Source organism: Rhodanobacter geophilus, from assembly GCF_040812275.1.
Classification (GTDB): domain Bacteria; phylum Pseudomonadota; class Gammaproteobacteria; order Xanthomonadales; family Rhodanobacteraceae; genus Rhodanobacter_A; species Rhodanobacter_A geophilus.
Map to the genome: position 1 here is coordinate 202,025 of NZ_JBFOHL010000009.1, position 19,730 is coordinate 221,754.

The window sequence follows — 19,730 nt, forward strand, 5'->3', positions numbered from 1 at the left end:
CCAACGCGAGACCAGCCATGTCCGCCTGCCGCCATTCCTTCCGCACCCTGGGTGCCGCGCTCGCCCTGAGCCTGCTCGGCGCCTGTGCGCTGCCGCCCGCGGCCGAAGCCGCCACGAAGCTGCCGGCACCGCTGCTGGACGCCCCCCGTGCCGCCGCACACGGCGAACAGGTCACGGTGTTCGCCGGCGGCTGCTTCTGGGGCGTGCAGGCGGTGTTCGAACACGTCAGGGGCGTGCGCAAGACCTGGGCCGGCTACAGCGGCGGCAACGCCGCCACCGCGCATTACGACCAGGTCAGCGAAGGCGACACCGGCCATGCCGAATCGGTGAAGGTGCTGTTCGATCCGGCCCAGGTCAGCTACGGCCAGCTGCTGCAGGTGTTCTTCTCGGTCGCGACCGATCCCACCGAACTCGACCGGCAAGGGCCGGACAGCGGCACGCAATACCGCTCGGTGATCTTCTACACCAGTCCCGAACAGCAGCGCATCGCCGGCGCCTATCTCGCCCAGCTCGGCAAGGCCCGGATCTATGCTGCGCCCATCGTCACCCAGCTGGTGCCGTTGCGGGCCTTCTATCCCGCCGAGAGCTGGCATCAGGACTACGCCAGCCGCCACCCGGACGATCTCTACATCGCGATCAACGATGCGCCCAAGGTCGCCGGCCTCAGCCGCTGGTTCCCAGCCTTGTATTCCAGGTAGCCGCAGAGGATCTCAGGGCTGCTGCCTGGGCTGCACCAGGCTCAGGCGCGTTGGCACCGGGCGCGGATTGAACAGGCGCTCGAGCGCCGCTGGCTGCAACGGATACGAATACAGGTAGCCCTGCCCCTCATCGCAACCCGCCTTCAGCAGGAACTGGTGCTGGGCTTCGTGTTCGATGCCCTCGGCAATGGTGCCCAGGCCCAGGCTGCGCGCCATCGCCAGCATCGCCTCGACGATCGCCACGTCGTTGGTGCCATGCGGCAGGCCGGTGACGAACGAACGGTCGATCTTCAACCAGCTCACTGCCGGCAGCTTGAGGTAGGCCATCGAGGAGTAGCCGGTGCCGAAGTCGTCGATCGCCACCTCGATGCCCAGTTCATGCAGCGCGCGCATGGTGCGCTCGGTGTCGTCGCCCAGCCCGAGCATGGCGCCCTCAGTGATCTCCAGCACCAGTCGCTGCGGGGTCACCTGGTGTTCGCGCAGCGCCCGGCCCAGCCCTTCGACGAAGGCGGGATGGGCCAGCCAGCGTGCGGACACGTTCACGGCCACGCGGAGCGACGGCATGCCGATGCGGTCCCAGGTGCGAATCTGTGCACAGGCGGTCTGCAGTACCCATTCGTCGATGCGACGGATCAGGCCGAGGCTCTCGGCCACCGCGACGAATTCGCCCGGCGGCAGTTCGCCGCGCTCCGGGTGCTCCCAGCGCAGCAGTGCCTCCACCGCCACGATGCGCCCGCTGCGCAGGTCCATGCTGGGCTGGTAGCGCAGGCTGAACTCGCCGTTGATCAGCGCGCGCCGCAGCTCGGACACCAGTTGCAGGCGCTGGCGCGCATCGGCCTGCATGATCGGCGTGTAGAAGCGCAGCGTGTTGCGCTCGCTGCTCTTCGCCGCATACATCGCGGCATCGGCGTTGGCGATCAGCGTGGTCGCGTCGCCGCCATCCAGCGGATAACCGGCGATGCCGATGCTGGCGCTCAGCACGATCTCGTATTCGTCCACAATGATGGGCTCGGACAGGCTGGCGAGCAGGTGCTCGGCCACGATGCCGGCGTCCTCGCGCAGTTCGAGCCGGTCCAGCAGCACGGTGAACTCGTCGCCACCGATGCGGCCGGCCACGTCGTTTGCGGAGAGCTGCCGCCCGATCCGCTCGGCGACCTTCTGCAGGACACGGTCGCCCAGCGCATGGCTGTAGCTGTCGTTGACGATCTTGAACGCGTCCAGGTCGATGAACAGCACCGCCACCGCGGTGCGCGCGCGCGACGCGGCGGCGATCGCGGCCGTGCACTGCCGCTCGAACGCGACCCGGTTGGCCAACCCGGTCAGCGGATCATGCGTGGCCATGTACTCCAGGCGCTGCCGCTGCGCCTTGGCGGCATGGACATTGCTGAACACCGCCACGTAATGCAGCACGTGATGCTGCGCGTCGCGGATCGCGCTGATGCTCAGCTGCTCGGGGTAGGTGCTGCCGTCCTGGCGCCGGCTCTGCACCTCGCCGTTCCAGTGGCGGCCGCCCGCGAGCCCGATCCAGATGGATTCCGGCAACGGTTCGCCATCGGGCATGCGGCGCATCTCGTCGAAACGCTGCCCCAGTTGCGCGTGCGCGCTGAAGCCGGTGATCTCGGCATGGGCGGCATTGACCGAAACCACCCGGCGCTCGGCATCGGCGATGATCACGCCCTCGGCGATGCCGGCCAGCGCCTCGGCGGCCACCCGGCGCTCGCGCTCCATCGCCACGCGCTCGGAAATGTCGCGGATGATCGCCTGCCGCACCTGGCGGCCGCTCCAGGTGACGAGGTTGCTCTCGATTTCCACCGGGCGCTGGTTGCCGTCGTCGGCCAGCAACACGCCGATGGTGCCCCGCCCGACATGCGTCTGGAGGCCGCTGGCGAAGATCCCGTCGAATGGACGCCCCACCAGCGCGCCCTTGGCACAGCCGATCCATGCCTTCGCCGTGTGGTTGGCCTCGAGGATGCGGCCGCGGCTTTCGTCGATCATCACGATCGCGTCGTTCGCGCTGTCGAACAGGAGGCGATAACGCTCCTCGCTGCTGCGTATGCTCCGCAGGATGCGGCGGGCCATGCGCAACCACAGCAACGAGGCAACCACGGTCGCGGCAAGCACGGTCAGGAACAGCACCGTGCCGATCCAGGCAGCGCCGTCCGCGATCTGTTCCGAGAACACATCGCTGCGCGGCTCGATGTACCGGTTGGATTCCGCTATCCGCTCACGTGCGGCCGCCACCATGGCGGGCGTGACACTGCCGTCGGCATAGGCGCGCTGCAATCCGCCGGCAATCCTGTCCAGCCCGTCGATGGTGGCATCGGTCGAATACCATGCCTCGATGGCCTTGTTCATGTAGGGGGCCGACGGGAAGTAGTGCAGCATGAAAATCATGCCGTCGATCGCTTCCGGCATCACGCGCGCGCTGCGGAACGCCTGCTTCACCGCGGCGTGGTCGAAATGGCCGCTGGCGATGGAATCACGGGCCCAGCGGTCCGCGGCGAGCACCGCCATGTTCTTCCGGTAGTCGGCCAGTACGTCGGCGTGCCCGTTCTGGGCGTACATCTCGAGGTCGATCACGGCCTGCTTCTGGGCCTTGGACCAGACACTCTCGCCGTTGAGGAAACCGGCGAGAGTGACCTGGATCTGCAGGGCGCCCCAGGTCAGGGCGAGGGTCAAGCCGATCACGAACGCCAGCGCGATCGCCAGCGGGAGCAGATGCTGCGACAGAGATATTCGCCGACTGGAAATCATGCTCTGCATCATGCCGATTCTAAAGCAAAAAATACGCCAGAATGGCCTGGCGCACCCGGTCGATTTGCCTTGAGAATCAAGCCGCGACTTCCGCTCGCGTGCCCGACTGGCCCGGTCTCTCGATGCAATGGTCCAGGGTGATGCGCATGCTGGTGTAGCTGCGACGCACGCATTCCCCCAGATGCTGGACCTGGTCCGCCCCCGGCGTCTTGCCCACCAGGGTGCAGACGATCTCCAGCGCCTCCCAAGGATGAGTATCGTCATAGGCGGCGTGAAGTTGAAGCCAACGCAGGCTCTTGCCGCGAGTTTCCGCCGGCAGGCTTGCGGCGTAGGCCGCACTCCGGTGGATCCGCTGCGACCACTCGCCGGTCGCCCCCTCCACCGCGTAGTTGGTCGCCGCGATGCCGGCCGCGAGGCTGCCGTTGCGGCTCGCCTCCTCGCACCACGCGGCAAGAGCCTGGCTGCCCGCCGGCGGCCTCCCCATCGCCACCTCGTCCTGCGACACCCCGGCGCCCTCGGCCCAGTTCAGCCAGTACTCGGCGTGGTTCTGCTCGACGCGGATGTTGCGCACCAGCCAGCGCCGGGCGAGGTTGTCGCCCGGGCTGCGGCCATAGCGGGTCTTCAGCAGGTTGAAGGCCATGTAGGCCGGGAACCGCTCGATCACCGGCCACACGCCCACCATGAAGTTGCGCGTGGATGCCCGGTCGAGGCGTGCTTCGCTCATCTGCGCCCACAGCTCATGGTCGAGCACGCCCTGCTTCGCCTGCTCGCAATCGGCCACCATGTCCTGCGCCCATTGCGGGTAGCTGCCCAGTTCGGTCAGCGCGCCGGTACGTTCAAAACGGGTATGCATGCGATTCTCCCTCGTCGGTTGTGATGCCCGGCCATGAGTTGCCGCTCGACGGTCGACTCTGGTGGGCCGGGCGCCCACAGACCGGCCGTGTTCCATCGCCATGTGCGCGCTGGAAATCCCCGTATGCTGAACTCCGATTGTCACGCGACGCGGCGAAGCGTGCGTGCCGGGTGGCGAATGCCGGGCCGGCGCGGCCACGGCGCCAGGCGGTTTAGCTGGCATACGGAAAGCCGCCGGACCTTGTCCGGCAAGGCCTGCCGGGGAAATGCCGGCGACGGGACGAAGCCTCGCACTGAACCCCGCCCAACGCATCGCCGGCCGGTCGTCGCCCCGGCGGGCACTGTTGCGTTATTGATGCGCACACAGTCACCGGGAGGACGCCATGCAAACCCGCATCATCACGAACAGCCTTTCGCCGCGCCGCCAATGGCTGCTGCGCAGCGCGGCGGCCCTGCTCGCCGCGGCCGTGATCGCGGCCATCCCCGGCCGCGCGCATGCCGGCGTGTTCGTCTCGGTACGCGTCGCGCCGCCGCCGCTGCCGGTCTACGTGCAGCCGCCGATCCCCGGTCCCGGCTATATCTGGACGCCGGGCTACTGGGCCTGGGGCGATGGCGGCTACTACTGGGTGCCGGGCGCCTGGGTGCTGGCGCCGTTCGTCGGTGCGCTGTGGACTCCGGGCTACTGGGGCTGGAGCGGCGGCGTCTACATCTTCCACGCCGGCTACTGGGGCCGGCACGTGGGCTTCTACGGCGGCATCAACTACGGCTACGGCTACGGCGGCCACGGTTATGACGGCGGCTACTGGCGCGGCGGCGGCTTCTACTACAACCGCTCGGTGAACCACGTCACCAACAACATCACCCATGTCTACAGCAGGACGGTGATCAACCGCGGCAACATCGGCAATCGCATCAGCTACAACGGCGGCCCGCACGGCATCGCCGCGCGCGCCACCCCGCAGCAACAGGCCTGGGCCCGCGGGGGGCGCCAGGCGCCGCACGCGGCCACCGCCGCGCAACGCAACGGCGCCCTGCGCTCGGCCGGCTACGCGCCGCATGCAAATGCACCGATGCAGTCGGGTGGCGGGACCCGCTACAGCCCGTCGGCCGCCGGCAACGGTTACCGCGGCGCGCCGAACCGTCCGCAAAGCTACCAGGCACGCAGCTACCAGACGCGCGGGCAACCCCAGGCCTATCGCCCGGCGCCGCAGCGGTACGCACAACCCGCGTACCGGCCTGCGAACCCGCGCCAGGCCCAGTACCAGCATGCCGCGGCACCCCGCGGCCAGGGCGGCGGGCACCAGGAACGGCGCGGCGACAGGCAGCACTGATCCGGCGCAGGACGTGGGGAACGATCGGGCGCGCCACATGGCGGGCCCGATCGTTCGTGTAGGCCATGCGTTGCCTTGCCGGATCGCACCAGTCCCCGCAAGATGCCTCGTCTGCCCGCCCACCGCGATGCCAGCCGCACCGCCGCGCATCGACCGGGCCATGCCACGGGGAACCCACATGCCTGCACGCCATCCGACTTCCGTCTTGCGCCGCGCCCGTCCATGGCTGCTCCTGCTCGCCCTCGGCTTCGCCGCGGCAGCGCCGGCGCAAACCGCCGGGCATGCGCGCCTGCAGCGCGAGGCGCAGGCGGTGACGATCACCCGCGACGACTGGGGTATCGCCCACGTCCACGGCAGGACCGACGCGGACGCGGTGTTCGGCATGGCCTACGCCCAGGCCGAGGACGACTTCAACCGCGTGGAGACGAACTACCTCACCGCGCTGGGTTGGACCGCGCAGGCCGAGGGCGAGGCCGCGATCTGGCAGGACCTGCGCCAGCAGCTGTGGGTCGATCCGCTGGCGCTGAAGAAGCTCTATGCGCAGAGCCCCGCCTGGCTGCAGCAGCTGATGGACGCCTGGGCCGACGGCCTCAACTGGTACCTCGCCACGCACCCCGGCGTGCATCCGAAGGTCATCACGCACTTCGAGCCGTGGATGGCGCTGTCCTTCACCGAGGGCAGCATCGGCGGCGACATCGAGCGCGTCTCGCTGAAGGATCTCGCCGCGTTCTACGGCGACGCGCATCCCGCACTGGCCGCCGTCAATCCGCCGAGCTGGGCCGAGCCCACCGGCTCCAACGGCATCGCGATCGCGCCGAAGCTCACCACCGACGGCCACGCGCTGCTCTGGATCAACCCGCACACCTCGTTCTATTTCCGCTCCGAGCTGCAGATGGGCAGCGACGAGGGACTGGACGCCTACGGCGCGGTGACCTGGGGCCAGTTCTTCATCTACCAGGGCTTCAACCGGCACATCGGCTGGATGCACACCTCCACCGGCCTCGACGCGGTGGACGAGTTCGCGGAGACCATCGTGCAGCAGGGCGGCAAGCTGTTCTATCGCTACGGCAAGGCACTGCGCCCGGTGACCGAGCGCGAGATCGCGGTGCGCTACCGCGCTTCCGACGGCACCCTGAAGACGCGCAGCTTCACCGCCTACTTCACCCACCACGGCCCCATCGTGAAGCGCGCGAACGGCAAGTGGATCGCCGAGGCGCTGATGGACAAGCCCATCGCCGCGCTGGAGCAGAGCTGGCTGCGCACCAAGGCGCACGACTACGCCAGCTACATGAAGGTGGCCGAGCTGAAGGCGAACTCCTCCAACAACACGCTGTTCGCCGACGACAAGGGCGAGATCGCCTTCCTGATGCCGCAGTTCGTGCCCAGGCGCGACAACCGCTTCGACTACACGAAACCCGTGGACGGCAGCGACCCGGCCACCGACTGGCACGGCCTCACGCCCCTGGACGAACTGCCGCAGGCGGTGAACCCGCCGAACGGCTGGGCGATGAACACCAACGACTGGCCGTATTCCGCCGCCGGCAAGTACAGCCCGAAGCAGGCCGATTTCCCGCGCTACATGGATACCTTCGGCGAGAACCCGCGCGGCATCCACGCCACGCAGATGCTCACCGGCGCGCATGGCTTCACCGTGCCGAAGCTGATCACCGACGCGTTCGATTCCTACCTGCCCGAGTTCGCGAAGCTCGTCCCGATCCTCACGAAGGATTACGACAGCCTGCCCGCCGGCGATCCGCTGAAGGCGAAGCTGGCCGGCCCGGTCGAGCTGCTGCGGCACTGGGACGACCGCTGGGGCATCGCTTCCATGCCCACCTCGCTCGCGGTGTTCTGGGGCGACACGCTGTGGGACGAGAGCGTGCCGAAGGCGAAGGCCGCCGGGGTCTCGCCGTACGACTACATGGCGCGCGACGGCGGCGCGCAGGAACGCCTGCACGCGCTGGACGAGGCCGTGGACCGCCTCACCCGGGACTTCGGCAGCTGGGGCGTGGCCTGGGGCGAGATCAACCGCTTCCAGCGCCTGGACGACGCGATCAAGCCGCACTTCGACGACGGCCAACCCAGCATCCCGGTGCCGTTCGTCTCCTCGCGCTGGGGTTCGCTGGCCTCGTTCGGCGCGCACCGCTGGCCGGGCACGAAGAAGTACTACGGCAGCAGCGGCAACAGCTTCCTGGCGGCGGTGGAGTTCGGCCCGCGGGTGAGCGCTCGCGCCATCACCGCCGGCGGCGAAAGCGGCCAGCCCGGCTCGAAACACTTCACCGACGAGGCCGGGCGCTACGCCAGCGGCAACCTGCGCACGGTGTATTTCTGGCCCGACCAGCTCAAGGGGCACACCGAACGCGTGTACCACCCCGGCGGATGAGCGAACGGTCCCGCCGATCCACCTGATCTCCGTCGCCGGCTTTCCGGCGAACATCGAAAAACCATCCTGCTGATGGTTTTCAAATCGTCGAAGGCGGCCCGCGTCCGGGCCGCCTTCGACGATCATGCGTGCGTATCGCGGCGAACCGTCCATGGTCCGCAAGTGCCTCGGGATTCCCGAGGTATCGCTACTGCTGGGGGTTCGCTCCGCTTCCGGCGGTCGATGCCGATGGCGGCGCGGCGCTGGTCGCCGCGGGCTTCGGAGCGCTGGCCGGTGCCGGTGGCGGCGTGGCGGCCGGGGCCTGCGCGGTCGCCGCATTGCTGGGAGCCCCAGAAGAGGGTGTCATCTCGCCGCTCTTGCCGCACGCCGACAATGCCAGCGTAGCTGCAGCCAACAGCCCTGCCGTGACTAAACCTTTCATATGTGGGGTCTCCGTTGCGGGGTTGGGTGCGAGCGCGGCGCTGTTGCAGCCTCATGTTCCACTTCCACGGCGAAACCGAGATACCGCGCTCGCGTATCGACCCTACCCAAGCGTTTGTCGATATTCCGGAGTCATTCCATGAAAGCGTACTTAACATCGCCGCGACGAGGGCAACCCCGCGCGATGATCGCGCAGGCACGGCCGCGCGCACGCCGGACCGGGAGGATGCGGACTCAGATCGACGCCGCGATCCGCCCCACCTCGGCCAGCACGGCGCTGCGCCCGGCGGCGTCGGCCGTCGAGCCCGCCAGATAGGCCGTCACCAGCAGCGGCTTGCGCTGCGGCGGCCAGAAGATCGCGATGTCGTTGGTTTCATCGTGTGCGCCGCTGCCGGTCTTGTCGCCCGCCTGCCAGTCGCCGGGCAGGCGGGCGCGCAGCTTGTCGAGCCCGGTGCGGGTGGCACGCATCCATGCCGCCAGTCGATCGCGGGAAGCGGCGGAGAGCACGTTGCCGAGCAGCAGGGCGCGCAGGTCGCCGAGCATCGCGTGCGGCGTGGTGGTATCGCGCGGGTCGCCGTCGGCACCGACGTTCAGCGCAGGCTCGATGCGGTCCAGCCGGGTCAGCCGGTCGCCCAGCCGCCGCGCGAAGGCCGTCACGGCGGCCGGGCCACCCAGGCTTGCCAGCAGCAGGTTGTCCGCCGTGTTGTCGCTCACGGTGATCGCCGCCTCGCACAGTTCGGCCACCGTCATGCCCGGCGCGCCCACGCGATGACTGGTCACCGGCGCCCAGGACAGCACCACATCGCTACCGAACACCACCCGCCGGTCCAGCCGCTCGGCGCCCTGGTCGACGCGTGCCAGCACCGCGCCCACCGTCAGCACCTTGTGCGTGCTGCACATCAGGAAGCGTTCGTCCGCGCGATGGCCGCAGCGGCGCCCGTCGCCGGTGTCGAGGATGGCCACGCCCAGCCGCCCGCCATGCCGCCGCTCCAGCGCGGCCAGCCGGGCTTCGGCATCCGCCTCGCGGGCGCTGCGCGCAAGCGCGGGACGAAGGGTGAGCGCCGCGGCGCCCAGCAAGGCGGTTTTCAGCAGGGTCCTGCGGTGCATGGAAGTTCCTTGGCCGGTCATCGGGCATTCCATCCTGGCCAGCTGGGCGGCCTTTTCAGGGCAGCGCACATGGCAGGGCCGGGGCAGGCAACTCACCCCTTGCTGCGGAAGATCGCGACACGACCGGGAGCCGGCTCGCCGTCGCCCACCAGCCAGGACTCGGCGGCCAGCGCGGCCGTGCAAGGCCCGAAGCCGCACACGCGGAACGCGCGCCGCGCGGCCTCGCCACGCAACGCATCCAGCACGTTGCGCAGGATCGTGCCGGTGAATGGCGTGTACAGATAGAACACGCTGCCGATGGCGAAATCCGCCTCGCGGGCGTCCCCCTGCACGAACCGCGCGTTCTCCAGTTGCAGGGCCTGCGCGCAGGCACGCGCACCCTGCACATAGACCGGTTCGATCTCGACGCCCACGCCGCGGGCCTGCGTGCAGATCGCCGTGAGCAGCGGCACGTGGCCGAGGCCCGAACCCAGGTCGACCAGCACGTCGTCCCCGCTCAATGCCAGGCGATCGAGCAGGTCGAGCACATGCCGCGCCGGCGTGGGCTGGTAGAACACCATCTCCGGCGCCAGCGCCGACACCTCGCCCGGTTCCCCGAACGGCAGCACGCCGCCGACCAGTTCGTCCAGCCAGTCGTAGCCATCGCCGGGACGGCACGCCGCAGCGCCGCCCGCGCGCCACCAGTGCAGCAGCGCATCGCGCCCCTCGCCACGGCGGATCGCCTGGCGGAGCGCCCCGAACTGCGCCGCATCGATCGCTTCCAGTCGTTGCCGTATCGTCTGCGCGCGTTGCAGCAGCGCATCCCCGGCCGCCGCAGGCATCCATGCATCGAGGCGATCGAGCGCCTCGATGCGCTCGCGCAATCGCTGCGGCGCGTCCAGCGCGCCATCGCGTTCCAGCGCCTCGATCAAGGCCCGCAAGGCGTCGTTCATCGCTCGCACGCTCCGCCGTACCGGCCAGCCTGCCTCATGCCGATGCCATCTCCGCCAGTTTGGCGATGGTGTTGATGTTGCGCGCCGTGCCCGCCTGGGCCGCGGGAATGCGCAGGCGCGAATCGGCCATGCCTTCGCCGTAGTGCACATAGATCTCGCGCCGGCCCAGCGCCATCGCCTCGTGCTTGCGGCCGCTGGCATGTTCCAGCGCATCGGCGGGCGGCGGGCGATCCAGGAAGATCGCCACCACGCGATTGCCCGGCGCGTCGGGAAACGGATTGGCCGCCAGCACCGCGGCCATCTCGGCAGCGGTGCGCAGCAACACCCCGACCGGCTTGCCGGCGTACGCCTCCAGCCGCGATTCCAGCGCCGCCGCCACCGCGCGCTCCGCCAGCGCGCTGCGGAACACCACGTTGCCGCTGGCGATGCAGGTGCGCACGTCCGCGAAGCCCGCCTGCTCGCACATCGCGCGCAGTTCGGCCATCGGCAGCTTGCCGGTGCCGCCCACGTTCACCGCGCGCAGCAGGGCGATATGGGTTTGCATGCGGGATCTCCGTGGTCGGGGGCTGGAAGCATCGCGTGGCGCGCGCCGTCGTTCATGCCTTGAGCAAGCCCAGTTTCGCCAGGCTCTCGGCCGTGGCGACCACGGCCTCCTCGGCCGAACGCGGCAACCAGCCCAGCATGCGTTGCGCCTTGGCGCCGGTGGCGTTCTTGCGCTTGCCCAGCTCGGGCAGGATCTGCTTCACCGCCGGATCGCGCAGCGCGGCAAGCCGCACCAGCCAGTTCGGCAACTGCAGCGTGGGCACCTTGCGCGCCGATGTGCCCAGGCGACGCTTCAGCACCGTGGCAATGTCGTGGATCGACATGAAATCGCCGGCCACCGCGAGGAAGCGCTCGCCCTTCGCGGCGGGGTCGGTCATCGCGCGCAGGTGCAGGTCGGCCACGTCGCGCACGTCGACCACGCCGAAGCTCAGCTTCGGGCAACCGGGCATGGCGCCGTCCAGCAGGCGCTGCACCAGCAGGATCGAGGTGGAATAGTCCGGCCCCAGCACCGGCCCGAACACGCCGACCGGGTTGACCACCGACAGTTCCAGCGCGCCGCCCTCGCGCGCGATGAAGTCCCACGCCGCCCGCTCCGCCAGGGTCTTGGACTTCGCATAGGGCTGCACGTCGACGCCGGCCGGGTCGGTCCAACCGGTCTCGTCGAACGCCGCCGCCTGCGGCGGATGGCCGTAGCCGACCGCCGCGAACGAGGAGGTCAGCACCACGCGGCGCACGCCGGCGTCACACGCGGCACGCAGCACGCGCAACGCGCCCTCGCGCGCGGGCACGATCAGTTCGTCCTCGTGCTTCGGCAGCGTCGGCGGGAACGGCGAGGCCACGTGCAGCACGTGGTCGCAACCGGCCACGGCTTCCGGCCAGCCGGCATCCCGCTCCAGGTCGGCCACGGCAAACGACAGCCGCTCGCCCGGCTCGGCGCCGCCCTGGCGCAACATGGCGCGCACTGCCGCTTCGCGTTGCGGGCTGCGCACCGTAGTGCGCACCTCATGCCCCGCCGCCAGCAGTTGCAGGATGCAATGGCTGCCGATGAAGCCCGAGCCGCCCGTCACCAGTACCTTGCCCATGGCAGGTCTCCCCCGTTCGATTTGCCTGCGTCGCCCGCGCGATGCGCTCAGGCCCTGGACGGAATCTTCAGCCCGCGCTGCACCGCCGGCCGCGCCAGTCCGCGCTGCAGCCATGCATCGACGTGCCTGAAGCGGTCGTAATCCACCAGTTCGCGCGCCTCGTACCAGGTGATCAGGTTGTTGACCCAGCCCAGCGTGGCGATGTCGGCGATGGTGTACTCGTCGCCCATGATCCAGTCGCCACCGGCGAGGCGCCCGTCCAGCACGCCGAGCAGGCGCTTCGACTCGTTGACGTAGCGCGCCAGCGGCCGCTTGTCCTCGTATTCGCGACCGGCGTATTTGTGGAAGAAACCCACCTGGCCGAACATCGGCCCGATCGAGGCCATCTGGAAATACACCCACTGGATCGTCTCCCAGCACCGCGCCGCATCGGCGGGCAGGAACTTGCCGGTCTTCTCCGCGAGGTACTGCAGGATCGCGCCCGACTCGAACAGGCCCAGCGGCTTGCCGCCGGGACCATGCGGATCGACGATCGCGGGGATCTTGCCGTTCGGGTTCAGCGCCGCGAATTCCGGCAGGTGGCTCTCGTCGTTGCCGATGTCGACCAGGTGTGCCTCGTAGGGCAGTCCGCTTTCCTCCAGCATGATCGATACCTTCACGCCATTCGGCGTGTTGAGCGAATACAGCTGGAGACGCTCGGGATGCTGCGCGGGCCAGCGGCGCGCGATCGGGAAGGCGGACAGATCGGACATGGCGGACTCTCGACAGGGACAGTCCCGTCATGATGGGTGTCGCGTCGCGGCGCTTCAATGGCGGGTGCGCGCGCAGGCCTTTTCAAACGTGATGCGCGTCCCCATGACATCCGCTGCCATGCTTTCGCCACGCGGCGTAAGCTTGGCCAGTTTCCCGCTCCCCGCTTCGGAGAATCCGCATGACCCAGACCCACGCCTATGGCGCTGCTTCCGCCAGCCAACCGCTGGCCCCGCTCAACATCGAGCGCCGCCAGCCGGGACCGCACGACGTCAAGATCGACATCCTGTATTGCGGTGTGTGCCATTCCGACCTGCACACCGTACGCAACGAGTGGCACAACACGCTCTATCCCTCCGTGCCCGGCCACGAGATCGTCGGCACCGTGGTCGCGGTGGGCGACCGCGTGACGGAGTTCAAGCCCGGCGACACCGTGGGCGTGGGCTGCATGGTGGACAGCTGCCAGCACTGCGCCTCCTGCGCCGAGGGCGAGGAGCAGTACTGCGAGAACGGCTTCACCGGCACCTACAACGGCCCCATGTTCGGCGGCGAGAACACCTGGGGTGGCTACTCCGAGAACATCGTGGTGAACGAGAAGTTCGTGCTGCGCGTCGGTCACGACGCCGGGCAGCTCGCCGCCGTGGCGCCGCTGCTGTGCGCCGGCATCACCACGTATTCGCCGCTGCGGCACTGGCAGGCAGGCCCCGGCAAGAAGGTGGGCATCGTGGGCCTGGGCGGCCTCGGCCACATGGGCGTGAAGCTGGCCCACGCGATGGGCGCGCACGTGGTGCTGTTCACCACCTCGCCCGGCAAGCAGGCCGACGCCAAGCGCCTCGGCGCCGACGAAGTGGTGATCTCGAAGGACGCCGCGCAGATGGCGCAGCATGCCGGCAGCTTCGACTTCATCCTCAACACCGTGGCCGCGCCGCACGACCTCGATGCCTTCATCACCCTGCTCAAGCGCGACGCCACCATGTGCCTGGTCGGCGCCCCCGCCTCGCCGCACCCCTCGCCCAACGTGTTCAACCTGATCCTCGGGCGGCGCCGGCTCACCGGCTCGGCGATCGGCGGCATCCGCGAGACGCAGGAGATGCTGGATTTCTGCGCCGAACACGGCATCGTCTCCGACATCGAGATGATCGCGATGAAGGACATCAACGAAGCCTACGAACGCATGCTCAAGGGCGACGTGAAATACCGCTTCGTGATCGACATGGCCACGCTGAAGCAGGAGGCGAAGGCCGCATAGCCTCGTCATCGCCACCCCGGCGCAAGCCGGGGTCCCGTGCCCTTGCCCTATCCGGCTCCAGGGCGCCGGACTCCCGCTTGCGCCGGAGTGACGCGCGAACCGGCTGCCATCCCGAGCCACCCATGACCCCGCTGCAGCACTTCATCGCCTCCCACCCGCGCCTGTTCGTGCTCACCGGCGCGGGCTGCAGCACCGCGTCCGGCATCCCCGACTACCGCGACCGCGACGGCCAGTGGAAGCGCACGCCGCCGGTCACCTTCACCGCATTCATGGGCGAACACGCCACCCGCCGCCGCTACTGGGCGCGCAGCCTGGTCGGCTGGCGCCGCTTCGGCCATGCGCAACCGAATGCCGCGCACCACGCGCTGGCCGCGCTGGAACGGCAAGGCAGGATCGAACTGCTGGTGACGCAGAACGTGGACGGCCTGCACCAGCGTGCCGGCAGCGCGAACGTGGTCGACCTGCACGGCCGGCTCGACACCGTGCGCTGCATGGCCTGCGACTGGCGCGGCCCGCGCCACGAGTTCCAGCACGCCCTGGTCGAACGCAATCCGGGCTGGGCCGACCTCGACGCCGCCGATGCGCCGGATGGCGATGCCGACCTGGAGCACCACGACTTCGCCAGCTTCGACGTGCCACCCTGCCCGCGCTGTGGCGGCGTCGTGAAACCCGACGTGGTGTTCTTCGGCGAAAACGTGCCGCGCGAGCGCGTGGCCGCCGCGCTGGATGCCTGCCGCAACGCCGACGCGATGCTGGTGCTCGGTTCCTCGCTGATGGTGTACTCCGGCTACCGCTTCGCCCACGCCGCCGCGCAAGCCGGCAAACCGGTCGCGGCCGTCACGCTGGGCCGCACCCGCGCCGACGCGCTGCTCGCGCTGAAGGTGGATGCGCCCTGCGAGGAAGCGCTGGGCTTCCTGCTCGCGGACACGCCTGCCGCATCCATCGCCTGAAGGAAAGGCCCGGCGGTTTCCCGTCGGGCCTTTCCATTCCGGCCATGGCGCATCAGGCCATCAGCATGCCACGGGGCTTACTTCGCGTCGGCAATCTCGCCGCATTTGATCTTGCTGCAATCGAAGTCCACCTCGATGCCACGCCCCACGATCACCGTCACGTCCGGGTGCTTGACGATCGGCTGGCCGTTTTCCTGCAACGTGACCGTGTAGACGCCGTTCGGCAGTTCCCGGGCGGAATAGCGGCCGCTGGAGTCCACGTGAACCGTGCGCCCGGTGCCGGTCGTGGCGCTGCGGACGGAAACGGCATAGCCCGCCGGCGCCTTGCCGAACACCGAGCCCGTGGTGGCTTGCGCGCTGGCCGTGGAAACACCCGCCAGGGCGAACACGCCGGCGATACCGGCCAGCATCAGGCCGCGGCCCAGGCGACGCGAAACGGGGTTCTTCGAGAAAATGCTGTTCATGACTTTATGGCTTCCATTGAATACCAGTGGGGGAAAAGCACGGGCACGCCAGGGGTTTGGCAACCTGCCCGTGAAACAGGACGGACTGTGCCGCCCGAAACCGGCTTGAGGCCGGATGATTTCGACACGCGTCGTCCGTTGCCATTCGATGGCTCAATCCCATCGGATGGTGGCGCGCAGACTACTTGCCCGGACACACCCGCTCCCATGGGCAGGAGGTCATGCATGCGGAATGGCACATGGACGAGCGTGGCGTCGAAAGCGATGCAGGTCCGGAAAGCAAGGCGGCATGGCGGGGGCACCTTCACTGCGGGAAACCGCCGCGGCGAACGTGCCCTCGCCCCGATCCGCTCACGCCAGCAACATGCCGCCGACGGCCATCACGCAGATCAGCAGGCAGACGCTGAACAGGCTCTGCAGCATCAGGGTCTCGAATTTCATGACGGTTCTCCTTGAGTGGGGATTGAAGCTTTCGACAGGGATATCGCAAGCACCGTGCCAACCCAGCCCCGCCCCGGGAAACCGCATTCCCGAGCCATTCCTGCCTCGATCGTCAAAAGCGGACATCCGTCCGCGGACACTTCCGGCGGACAACGGACGCAGGCGCGCCGTACCCGGCACCGCGGCCTGAGCGGAGCGCATCGACGGCGACTGCGCGTGGCCACGATCCAGTCGATGCCGGGTCGCGTGTCGTGTCGATCCTGCGCGCACCTGTTCGTCGCCAGGAGGAAGGCGGCCACGCCGGCCGCTGCGTCACGCGGGAGACTGCTTATGTCCTACATCGATGGTTTCGTGATCGCCGTACCGCATGCCAAGCGCGAACAGTTCATCGCGCACGCGAAGACGCTCGACCCCATTTTCATGGAGTTCGGCGCCACGCGCGTGGTGGAGTGCTGGGGCGACGACGTACCCGAGGGCAAGCTCACCGATTTCCGTCGCGCCGTGCAGGCGAAGGCGGACGAATCCGTGGTGTTCTCGTGGATCGAATGGCCCGACAAGGCCACCCGCGATGCCGGCATGGCGAAATGCATGGAGGATCCGCGCATGGCGCCCGGCGCCGAGATGCCCTTCGACGGCAAGCGCATGATCTTCGGCGGCTTCGCGCCGGTGCTCAGCCTGCCCGGCTGAGCCGGTCAATCCAGCGGCCAGGGCAACTGGCCACTCAACGGGTCGATGGCGGCGGCCTCGGTTGCTTCCGGCCTGATCGCGGACACGCTGCCGGCGGGCTCTCCACGTCGCCACCACGGCTGCACTTCGCGGCGCTCGACGGGCTCGACCGGTTCGCCGAGACGCGGCAGCAGCAGCGCGGTGTCGGCCGGATCGGCCAGCGCGAGCAGATCCTCGACCGGCTCGTCCCATGCATGCGTGGCCAGCGCGAACGTGCCCCAGTGCACCGGCATCAGCACGCCACCGCCGAGCAGGCGATGTGCCGCCAGTGCATTGGCGGGCCCCAGGTGGATGTCGCCCCAGGACGGGTGGAACGCGCCGACTTCGAGCATCACCAGGTCGAACGGGCCGAGCCGGTCGCGGATGGATTCGTACTCGGTGGTGAGCCCGGTATCGCCGCTGAAGAACACGCGGTGGCGGTCGCCGGCCATGACCATCGACGACCACAGGGTCTGGTTGCGGTCCTTCAGGCCGCGGCCGGAGAAATGCTGCGACGGCGCCGCGGTGATGGTGAGGCCGGTGCCGGGTACGCGATGGCTCTGCCACCACACCAGTTCGGTGATGCGCGAAGGCGCGATGCCCCAGTTCTCGAGATGGGCGCCGACGCCGAGCGAGGTGACGAACGGCACCTTCGATTTCGCCAGCGCGCGTATCGTCGGATAGTCCAGGTGGTCGTAGTGGTCGTGCGAGATGACCACGGCATCCACCGCGGGCAGGTCGCGCAAGCCGACCGGCACCGGCTGGAAACGCTTCGGCCCCAGCAGGGTGAACGGCGAGGCGCGCTGGCCCCACACCGGGTCGGTGAGCACCCGCCAGCCGTCGATCTCCAGCAGCACCGTGGAGTGGCCCAGCCAGGTGGCGCGCAGTCCGCTCGCGGGCTTGCGCAGCCACGCGCCGCGCGGATCGTTCGCAGGCAGCGGCTCCGCTGGCGTGCGGTTGTCGTCGCCGCACAGGAACTCGCGCAACGTCGGCCGCGCCGCTTGCGGGTCGCGCAGGCCGGGCAGCACCGGATGGATGTTGCGCAGCCGTTCGCCGTCCCACATCGGCAGGTCGCGCAACCGCTCCAGTCGTTCGCCCTGCGGCGGTTTGCCGAAGGATTTCATGGTTCACGCTCCGCCATCGCCAGCCAACTCCCGGAAACCATGGGGGCGCGGCATGCCAGGCCCAAGGTGACCGCCGTCAGAAGTCGGGAGACCTCCGATCAGGCCCGGAGCCGGCTTCCTGCGGACCAGGCCGGCTCATGAACCGGGTCCGGAAATCAGCCCCCACCCTTTCCAACGGCCAACCGTCACGGCCGGCAGATGCGTTATCGATAACATCACCGCGGGCTAACGATCGCTGGCGCAGATTCGTTTCTCTGGCTGCGGAATGCGAGGAAGGTCCTGACCATGAAACTCGAATCGCAACCCCAATCTCCGCTGCACTTCCGGGCATGGGTCCATTACTTCACGCACATCATGCATCCGTCGTCGACGGCCGCATCGGACCGGGTCTTGCGGCCAATGACGAGGCGGCAGCAGCTGCTTGAAGCACAGGAGCTGAAGCGGCGTGCGCAACGGGAGCAGATGCTTGAACTTCTTCGCGAGGTGAAGGAAAGGCACTGGCCCAGCGTCTGAGACATCCGCATGCCTGCGTCGCAAAGGCCCGCCGCGATGCGGGTCTTTGCTTTTGCCGGGACTGCTCCCGATGCGGACCGCCGGTTTGGCGTCAGGGGCCATTCCTTGCGCTCCACCCGGGAAAATTGCCATTGGCGCCTTGTTCCGCCCCCGCCACCGGCGGTGTTGCATCAATCCTCACATGGCCTGTCATACACTCGGAAAACGGTGATCGGATGCCATGCGTTGCTGTCATGGCCCGTGTCAACGCCTTGTTCCATGGCCTCGCAGGCATCCGGTGTGGGCCGATGCATGCGGTAACCGTTTCATCAATGAGGAGGGTTCATCGATGACTCGCACCTCTCGACATTCGTTGTCCCGTCGGATCGCCGCTGTACTGGTCGCCGTCGCCATGACGGCATCGGCATTGCCGGCACAGGCGCAGCACGACCGGCATGGTGGCTATCGCGGGCGGCCGGCGCCCCAGTACCAGTACCACGGTCGCGATTACCGCCGTGGCGGTGGCGGCAACGGCACGGCATTGATCGCCGGCGCCCTGCTGGGCGCGGTCGCCGGCGCGGTGATCGCCAATTCAAATGCGGCCCAGCCGCCACCGACCGTGGTCTACACGACGCCGCCACCGCCGCCACCGCCGGGAGTGGTGTACTACGACAACAACAACCCGCCGCCGCCTCCGGGCTACGGCAACTGAGCACGGCGACGGACCCGCATCTGGCCGTTGTCGATCCGACCACGAGAATCGGAGCACCCTCCATGAAAAGCGTCATCCGTATCGTCGTATTGCCTGCCCTGCTTGCCTTCGCCTTCACCGCAACGGCCGCCTGGGCACAGCAGGAAACGTCCGCCGCCCCGAGTACGGCCGCCCCGAAGACCGCGGCCGGGAAAACACACGCGCAACGGCGCGCAGACGCCGTGGAACAGCGCATCAGCGATCTGCATGCGCAGCTGAATATCACCGAGCAGCAGGCAAAGCCATGGGATGCCTTTGCGCAGACCATGCGCGACAACGCCCGCAAGGCGGCCATGGCGTTCCATGAGCGGTCCAAGAAGCTGCCGACGATGAATGCCGACGAAGCCATGAAGTCCTACGCGGAACTCACCCAGATGCATGCCGACGACATGCAGAAGCTCGCCTCCGCGTGGAGCGCCGTGTACGCCGTGCTGTCCCCCGCGCAGAAGCAGGTCGCTGACACGATGTACCGGAACCAGGGCGCCAGGCAGCACATGGCGCCGCACAAGCACAAGGGCGCTGCGCCGGCGAGTGCCGGCACGGCGGCAGGCAAGTAAGTATCCCCCGGCAAAGCCGGGGGCTTTAGGGATGCTCTGATCTATTCCCCGACTGAGGCATCATAGCGATGAGCCCCCGGAAGCACATCCTCGATGAAGCAGCGTTCGTTCGCCTCGTTAAGTTTTGACGCCAAGAAGAAGCCCACCC

The 19,730-nt window shown here is 68.6% G+C and carries 18 protein-coding genes; 9 read left to right on the forward strand and 9 right to left on the reverse strand.

Annotation, left to right across the window (positions count from 1 at the left end):
* Positions 1-17: 17 nt before the first annotated feature.
* Entirely contained in the window at positions 18-698 is a 681-nt protein-coding gene (msrA, locus tag ABQJ56_RS11630; protein WP_367845174.1) for a peptide-methionine (S)-S-oxide reductase MsrA, read from the forward strand.
* Between the two features lie 12 nt (positions 699-710).
* Here the strand turns inward: msrA and ABQJ56_RS11635 are convergent, their stop codons facing one another.
* Positions 711-3,452, reverse strand: a complete 2,742-nt coding sequence (locus tag ABQJ56_RS11635) for a putative bifunctional diguanylate cyclase/phosphodiesterase (protein WP_367845175.1) — start codon at positions 3,450-3,452, stop codon at positions 711-713.
* A gap of 76 nt (positions 3,453-3,528) precedes the next feature.
* Positions 3,529-4,305: an iron-containing redox enzyme family protein gene (locus ABQJ56_RS11640; RefSeq protein ID WP_367845176.1), complete on the reverse strand. Its 777-nt coding sequence runs from the start codon at positions 4,303-4,305 to the stop codon at positions 3,529-3,531.
* A 382-nt stretch (positions 4,306-4,687) separates the two neighbouring features.
* Here ABQJ56_RS11640 and ABQJ56_RS11645 point away from each other — a divergent pair, with 382 nt between their 5' ends.
* Both ABQJ56_RS11645 and ABQJ56_RS11650 read left to right on the forward strand, forming a co-directional pair.
* Positions 4,688-5,635, forward strand: a complete 948-nt coding sequence (locus ABQJ56_RS11645; protein ID WP_367845177.1) for a YXWGXW repeat-containing protein — start codon at positions 4,688-4,690, stop codon at positions 5,633-5,635.
* Positions 5,636-5,813: 178 nt separating this feature from the next.
* A complete protein-coding gene (locus ABQJ56_RS11650) occupies positions 5,814-8,015 on the forward strand; it encodes a penicillin acylase family protein (RefSeq protein WP_367845178.1) in 2,202 nt (733 codons plus the stop codon).
* Between the two features lie 654 nt (positions 8,016-8,669).
* On the opposite strand, the gene bla is transcribed toward ABQJ56_RS11650, so the two are convergent.
* From bla to ABQJ56_RS11675, 5 genes are all read right to left on the reverse strand, one after another.
* The gene (bla, locus tag ABQJ56_RS11655; RefSeq protein ID WP_367845179.1) at positions 8,670-9,542 is read right to left on the reverse strand and encodes a class A beta-lactamase; all 873 of its coding nucleotides are present in this window, start codon (positions 9,540-9,542) and stop codon (positions 8,670-8,672) included.
* A gap of 92 nt (positions 9,543-9,634) precedes the next feature.
* Complete coding sequence (locus ABQJ56_RS11660) at positions 9,635-10,474, reverse strand: methyltransferase domain-containing protein (protein WP_367845180.1); 840 nt, start codon at positions 10,472-10,474, stop codon at positions 9,635-9,637.
* A 34-nt stretch (positions 10,475-10,508) separates the two neighbouring features.
* Positions 10,509-11,018, reverse strand: a complete 510-nt coding sequence (locus ABQJ56_RS11665; protein WP_367845181.1) for a DUF1697 domain-containing protein — start codon at positions 11,016-11,018, stop codon at positions 10,509-10,511.
* Between the two features lie 52 nt (positions 11,019-11,070).
* Positions 11,071-12,099 (reverse strand): SDR family oxidoreductase, encoded by a 1,029-nt coding sequence (locus tag ABQJ56_RS11670; protein ID WP_367845182.1) that lies wholly within the window; start codon positions 12,097-12,099, stop codon positions 11,071-11,073.
* A 47-nt stretch (positions 12,100-12,146) separates the two neighbouring features.
* Positions 12,147-12,851: a glutathione S-transferase N-terminal domain-containing protein gene (locus tag ABQJ56_RS11675; protein WP_367845183.1), complete on the reverse strand. Its 705-nt coding sequence runs from the start codon at positions 12,849-12,851 to the stop codon at positions 12,147-12,149.
* Between the two features lie 179 nt (positions 12,852-13,030).
* On the opposite strand from ABQJ56_RS11675, the gene ABQJ56_RS11680 reads away from it, so the two are divergent.
* Together ABQJ56_RS11680 and ABQJ56_RS11685 are read left to right on the forward strand one after the other, a co-directional pair.
* Complete coding sequence (locus ABQJ56_RS11680) at positions 13,031-14,098, forward strand: NAD(P)-dependent alcohol dehydrogenase (RefSeq protein WP_367845184.1); 1,068 nt, start codon at positions 13,031-13,033, stop codon at positions 14,096-14,098.
* Positions 14,099-14,220: 122 nt separating this feature from the next.
* The gene (locus ABQJ56_RS11685) at positions 14,221-15,048 is read left to right on the forward strand and encodes an NAD-dependent protein deacetylase (RefSeq protein ID WP_367845185.1); all 828 of its coding nucleotides are present in this window, start codon (positions 14,221-14,223) and stop codon (positions 15,046-15,048) included.
* Positions 15,049-15,125: 77 nt separating this feature from the next.
* Here ABQJ56_RS11685 and ABQJ56_RS11690 read toward each other — a convergent pair whose 3' ends face one another.
* Entirely contained in the window at positions 15,126-15,512 is a 387-nt protein-coding gene (locus tag ABQJ56_RS11690; RefSeq protein ID WP_367845186.1) for a carboxypeptidase-like regulatory domain-containing protein, read from the reverse strand.
* 771 nt (positions 15,513-16,283) lie between these two features.
* On the opposite strand from ABQJ56_RS11690, the gene ABQJ56_RS11695 reads away from it, so the two are divergent.
* Complete coding sequence (locus tag ABQJ56_RS11695; RefSeq protein ID WP_367845187.1) at positions 16,284-16,640, forward strand: DUF1428 domain-containing protein; 357 nt, start codon at positions 16,284-16,286, stop codon at positions 16,638-16,640.
* A gap of 5 nt (positions 16,641-16,645) precedes the next feature.
* Here ABQJ56_RS11695 and ABQJ56_RS11700 read toward each other — a convergent pair whose 3' ends face one another.
* The gene (locus tag ABQJ56_RS11700; RefSeq protein ID WP_367845188.1) at positions 16,646-17,782 is read right to left on the reverse strand and encodes an MBL fold metallo-hydrolase; all 1,137 of its coding nucleotides are present in this window, start codon (positions 17,780-17,782) and stop codon (positions 16,646-16,648) included.
* A gap of 285 nt (positions 17,783-18,067) precedes the next feature.
* On the opposite strand from ABQJ56_RS11700, the gene ABQJ56_RS11705 reads away from it, so the two are divergent.
* The 3 genes from ABQJ56_RS11705 (at position 18,068) to ABQJ56_RS11715 (ending at position 19,582) form a co-directional block, all read left to right on the forward strand.
* The gene (locus ABQJ56_RS11705; protein WP_367845189.1) at positions 18,068-18,295 is read left to right on the forward strand and encodes a hypothetical protein; all 228 of its coding nucleotides are present in this window, start codon (positions 18,068-18,070) and stop codon (positions 18,293-18,295) included.
* A gap of 391 nt (positions 18,296-18,686) precedes the next feature.
* Positions 18,687-18,986, forward strand: coding sequence for a hypothetical protein (locus ABQJ56_RS11710; protein WP_367845190.1), 300 nt, complete (start codon positions 18,687-18,689; stop codon positions 18,984-18,986).
* A 62-nt stretch (positions 18,987-19,048) separates the two neighbouring features.
* Positions 19,049-19,582 carry a Spy/CpxP family protein refolding chaperone gene (locus ABQJ56_RS11715; protein ID WP_367845191.1) on the forward strand — a complete coding sequence of 178 codons (534 nt, stop codon included), beginning with the start codon at positions 19,049-19,051 and terminating at the stop codon, positions 19,580-19,582.
* The last annotated feature ends 148 nt before the right edge of the window (positions 19,583-19,730 follow it).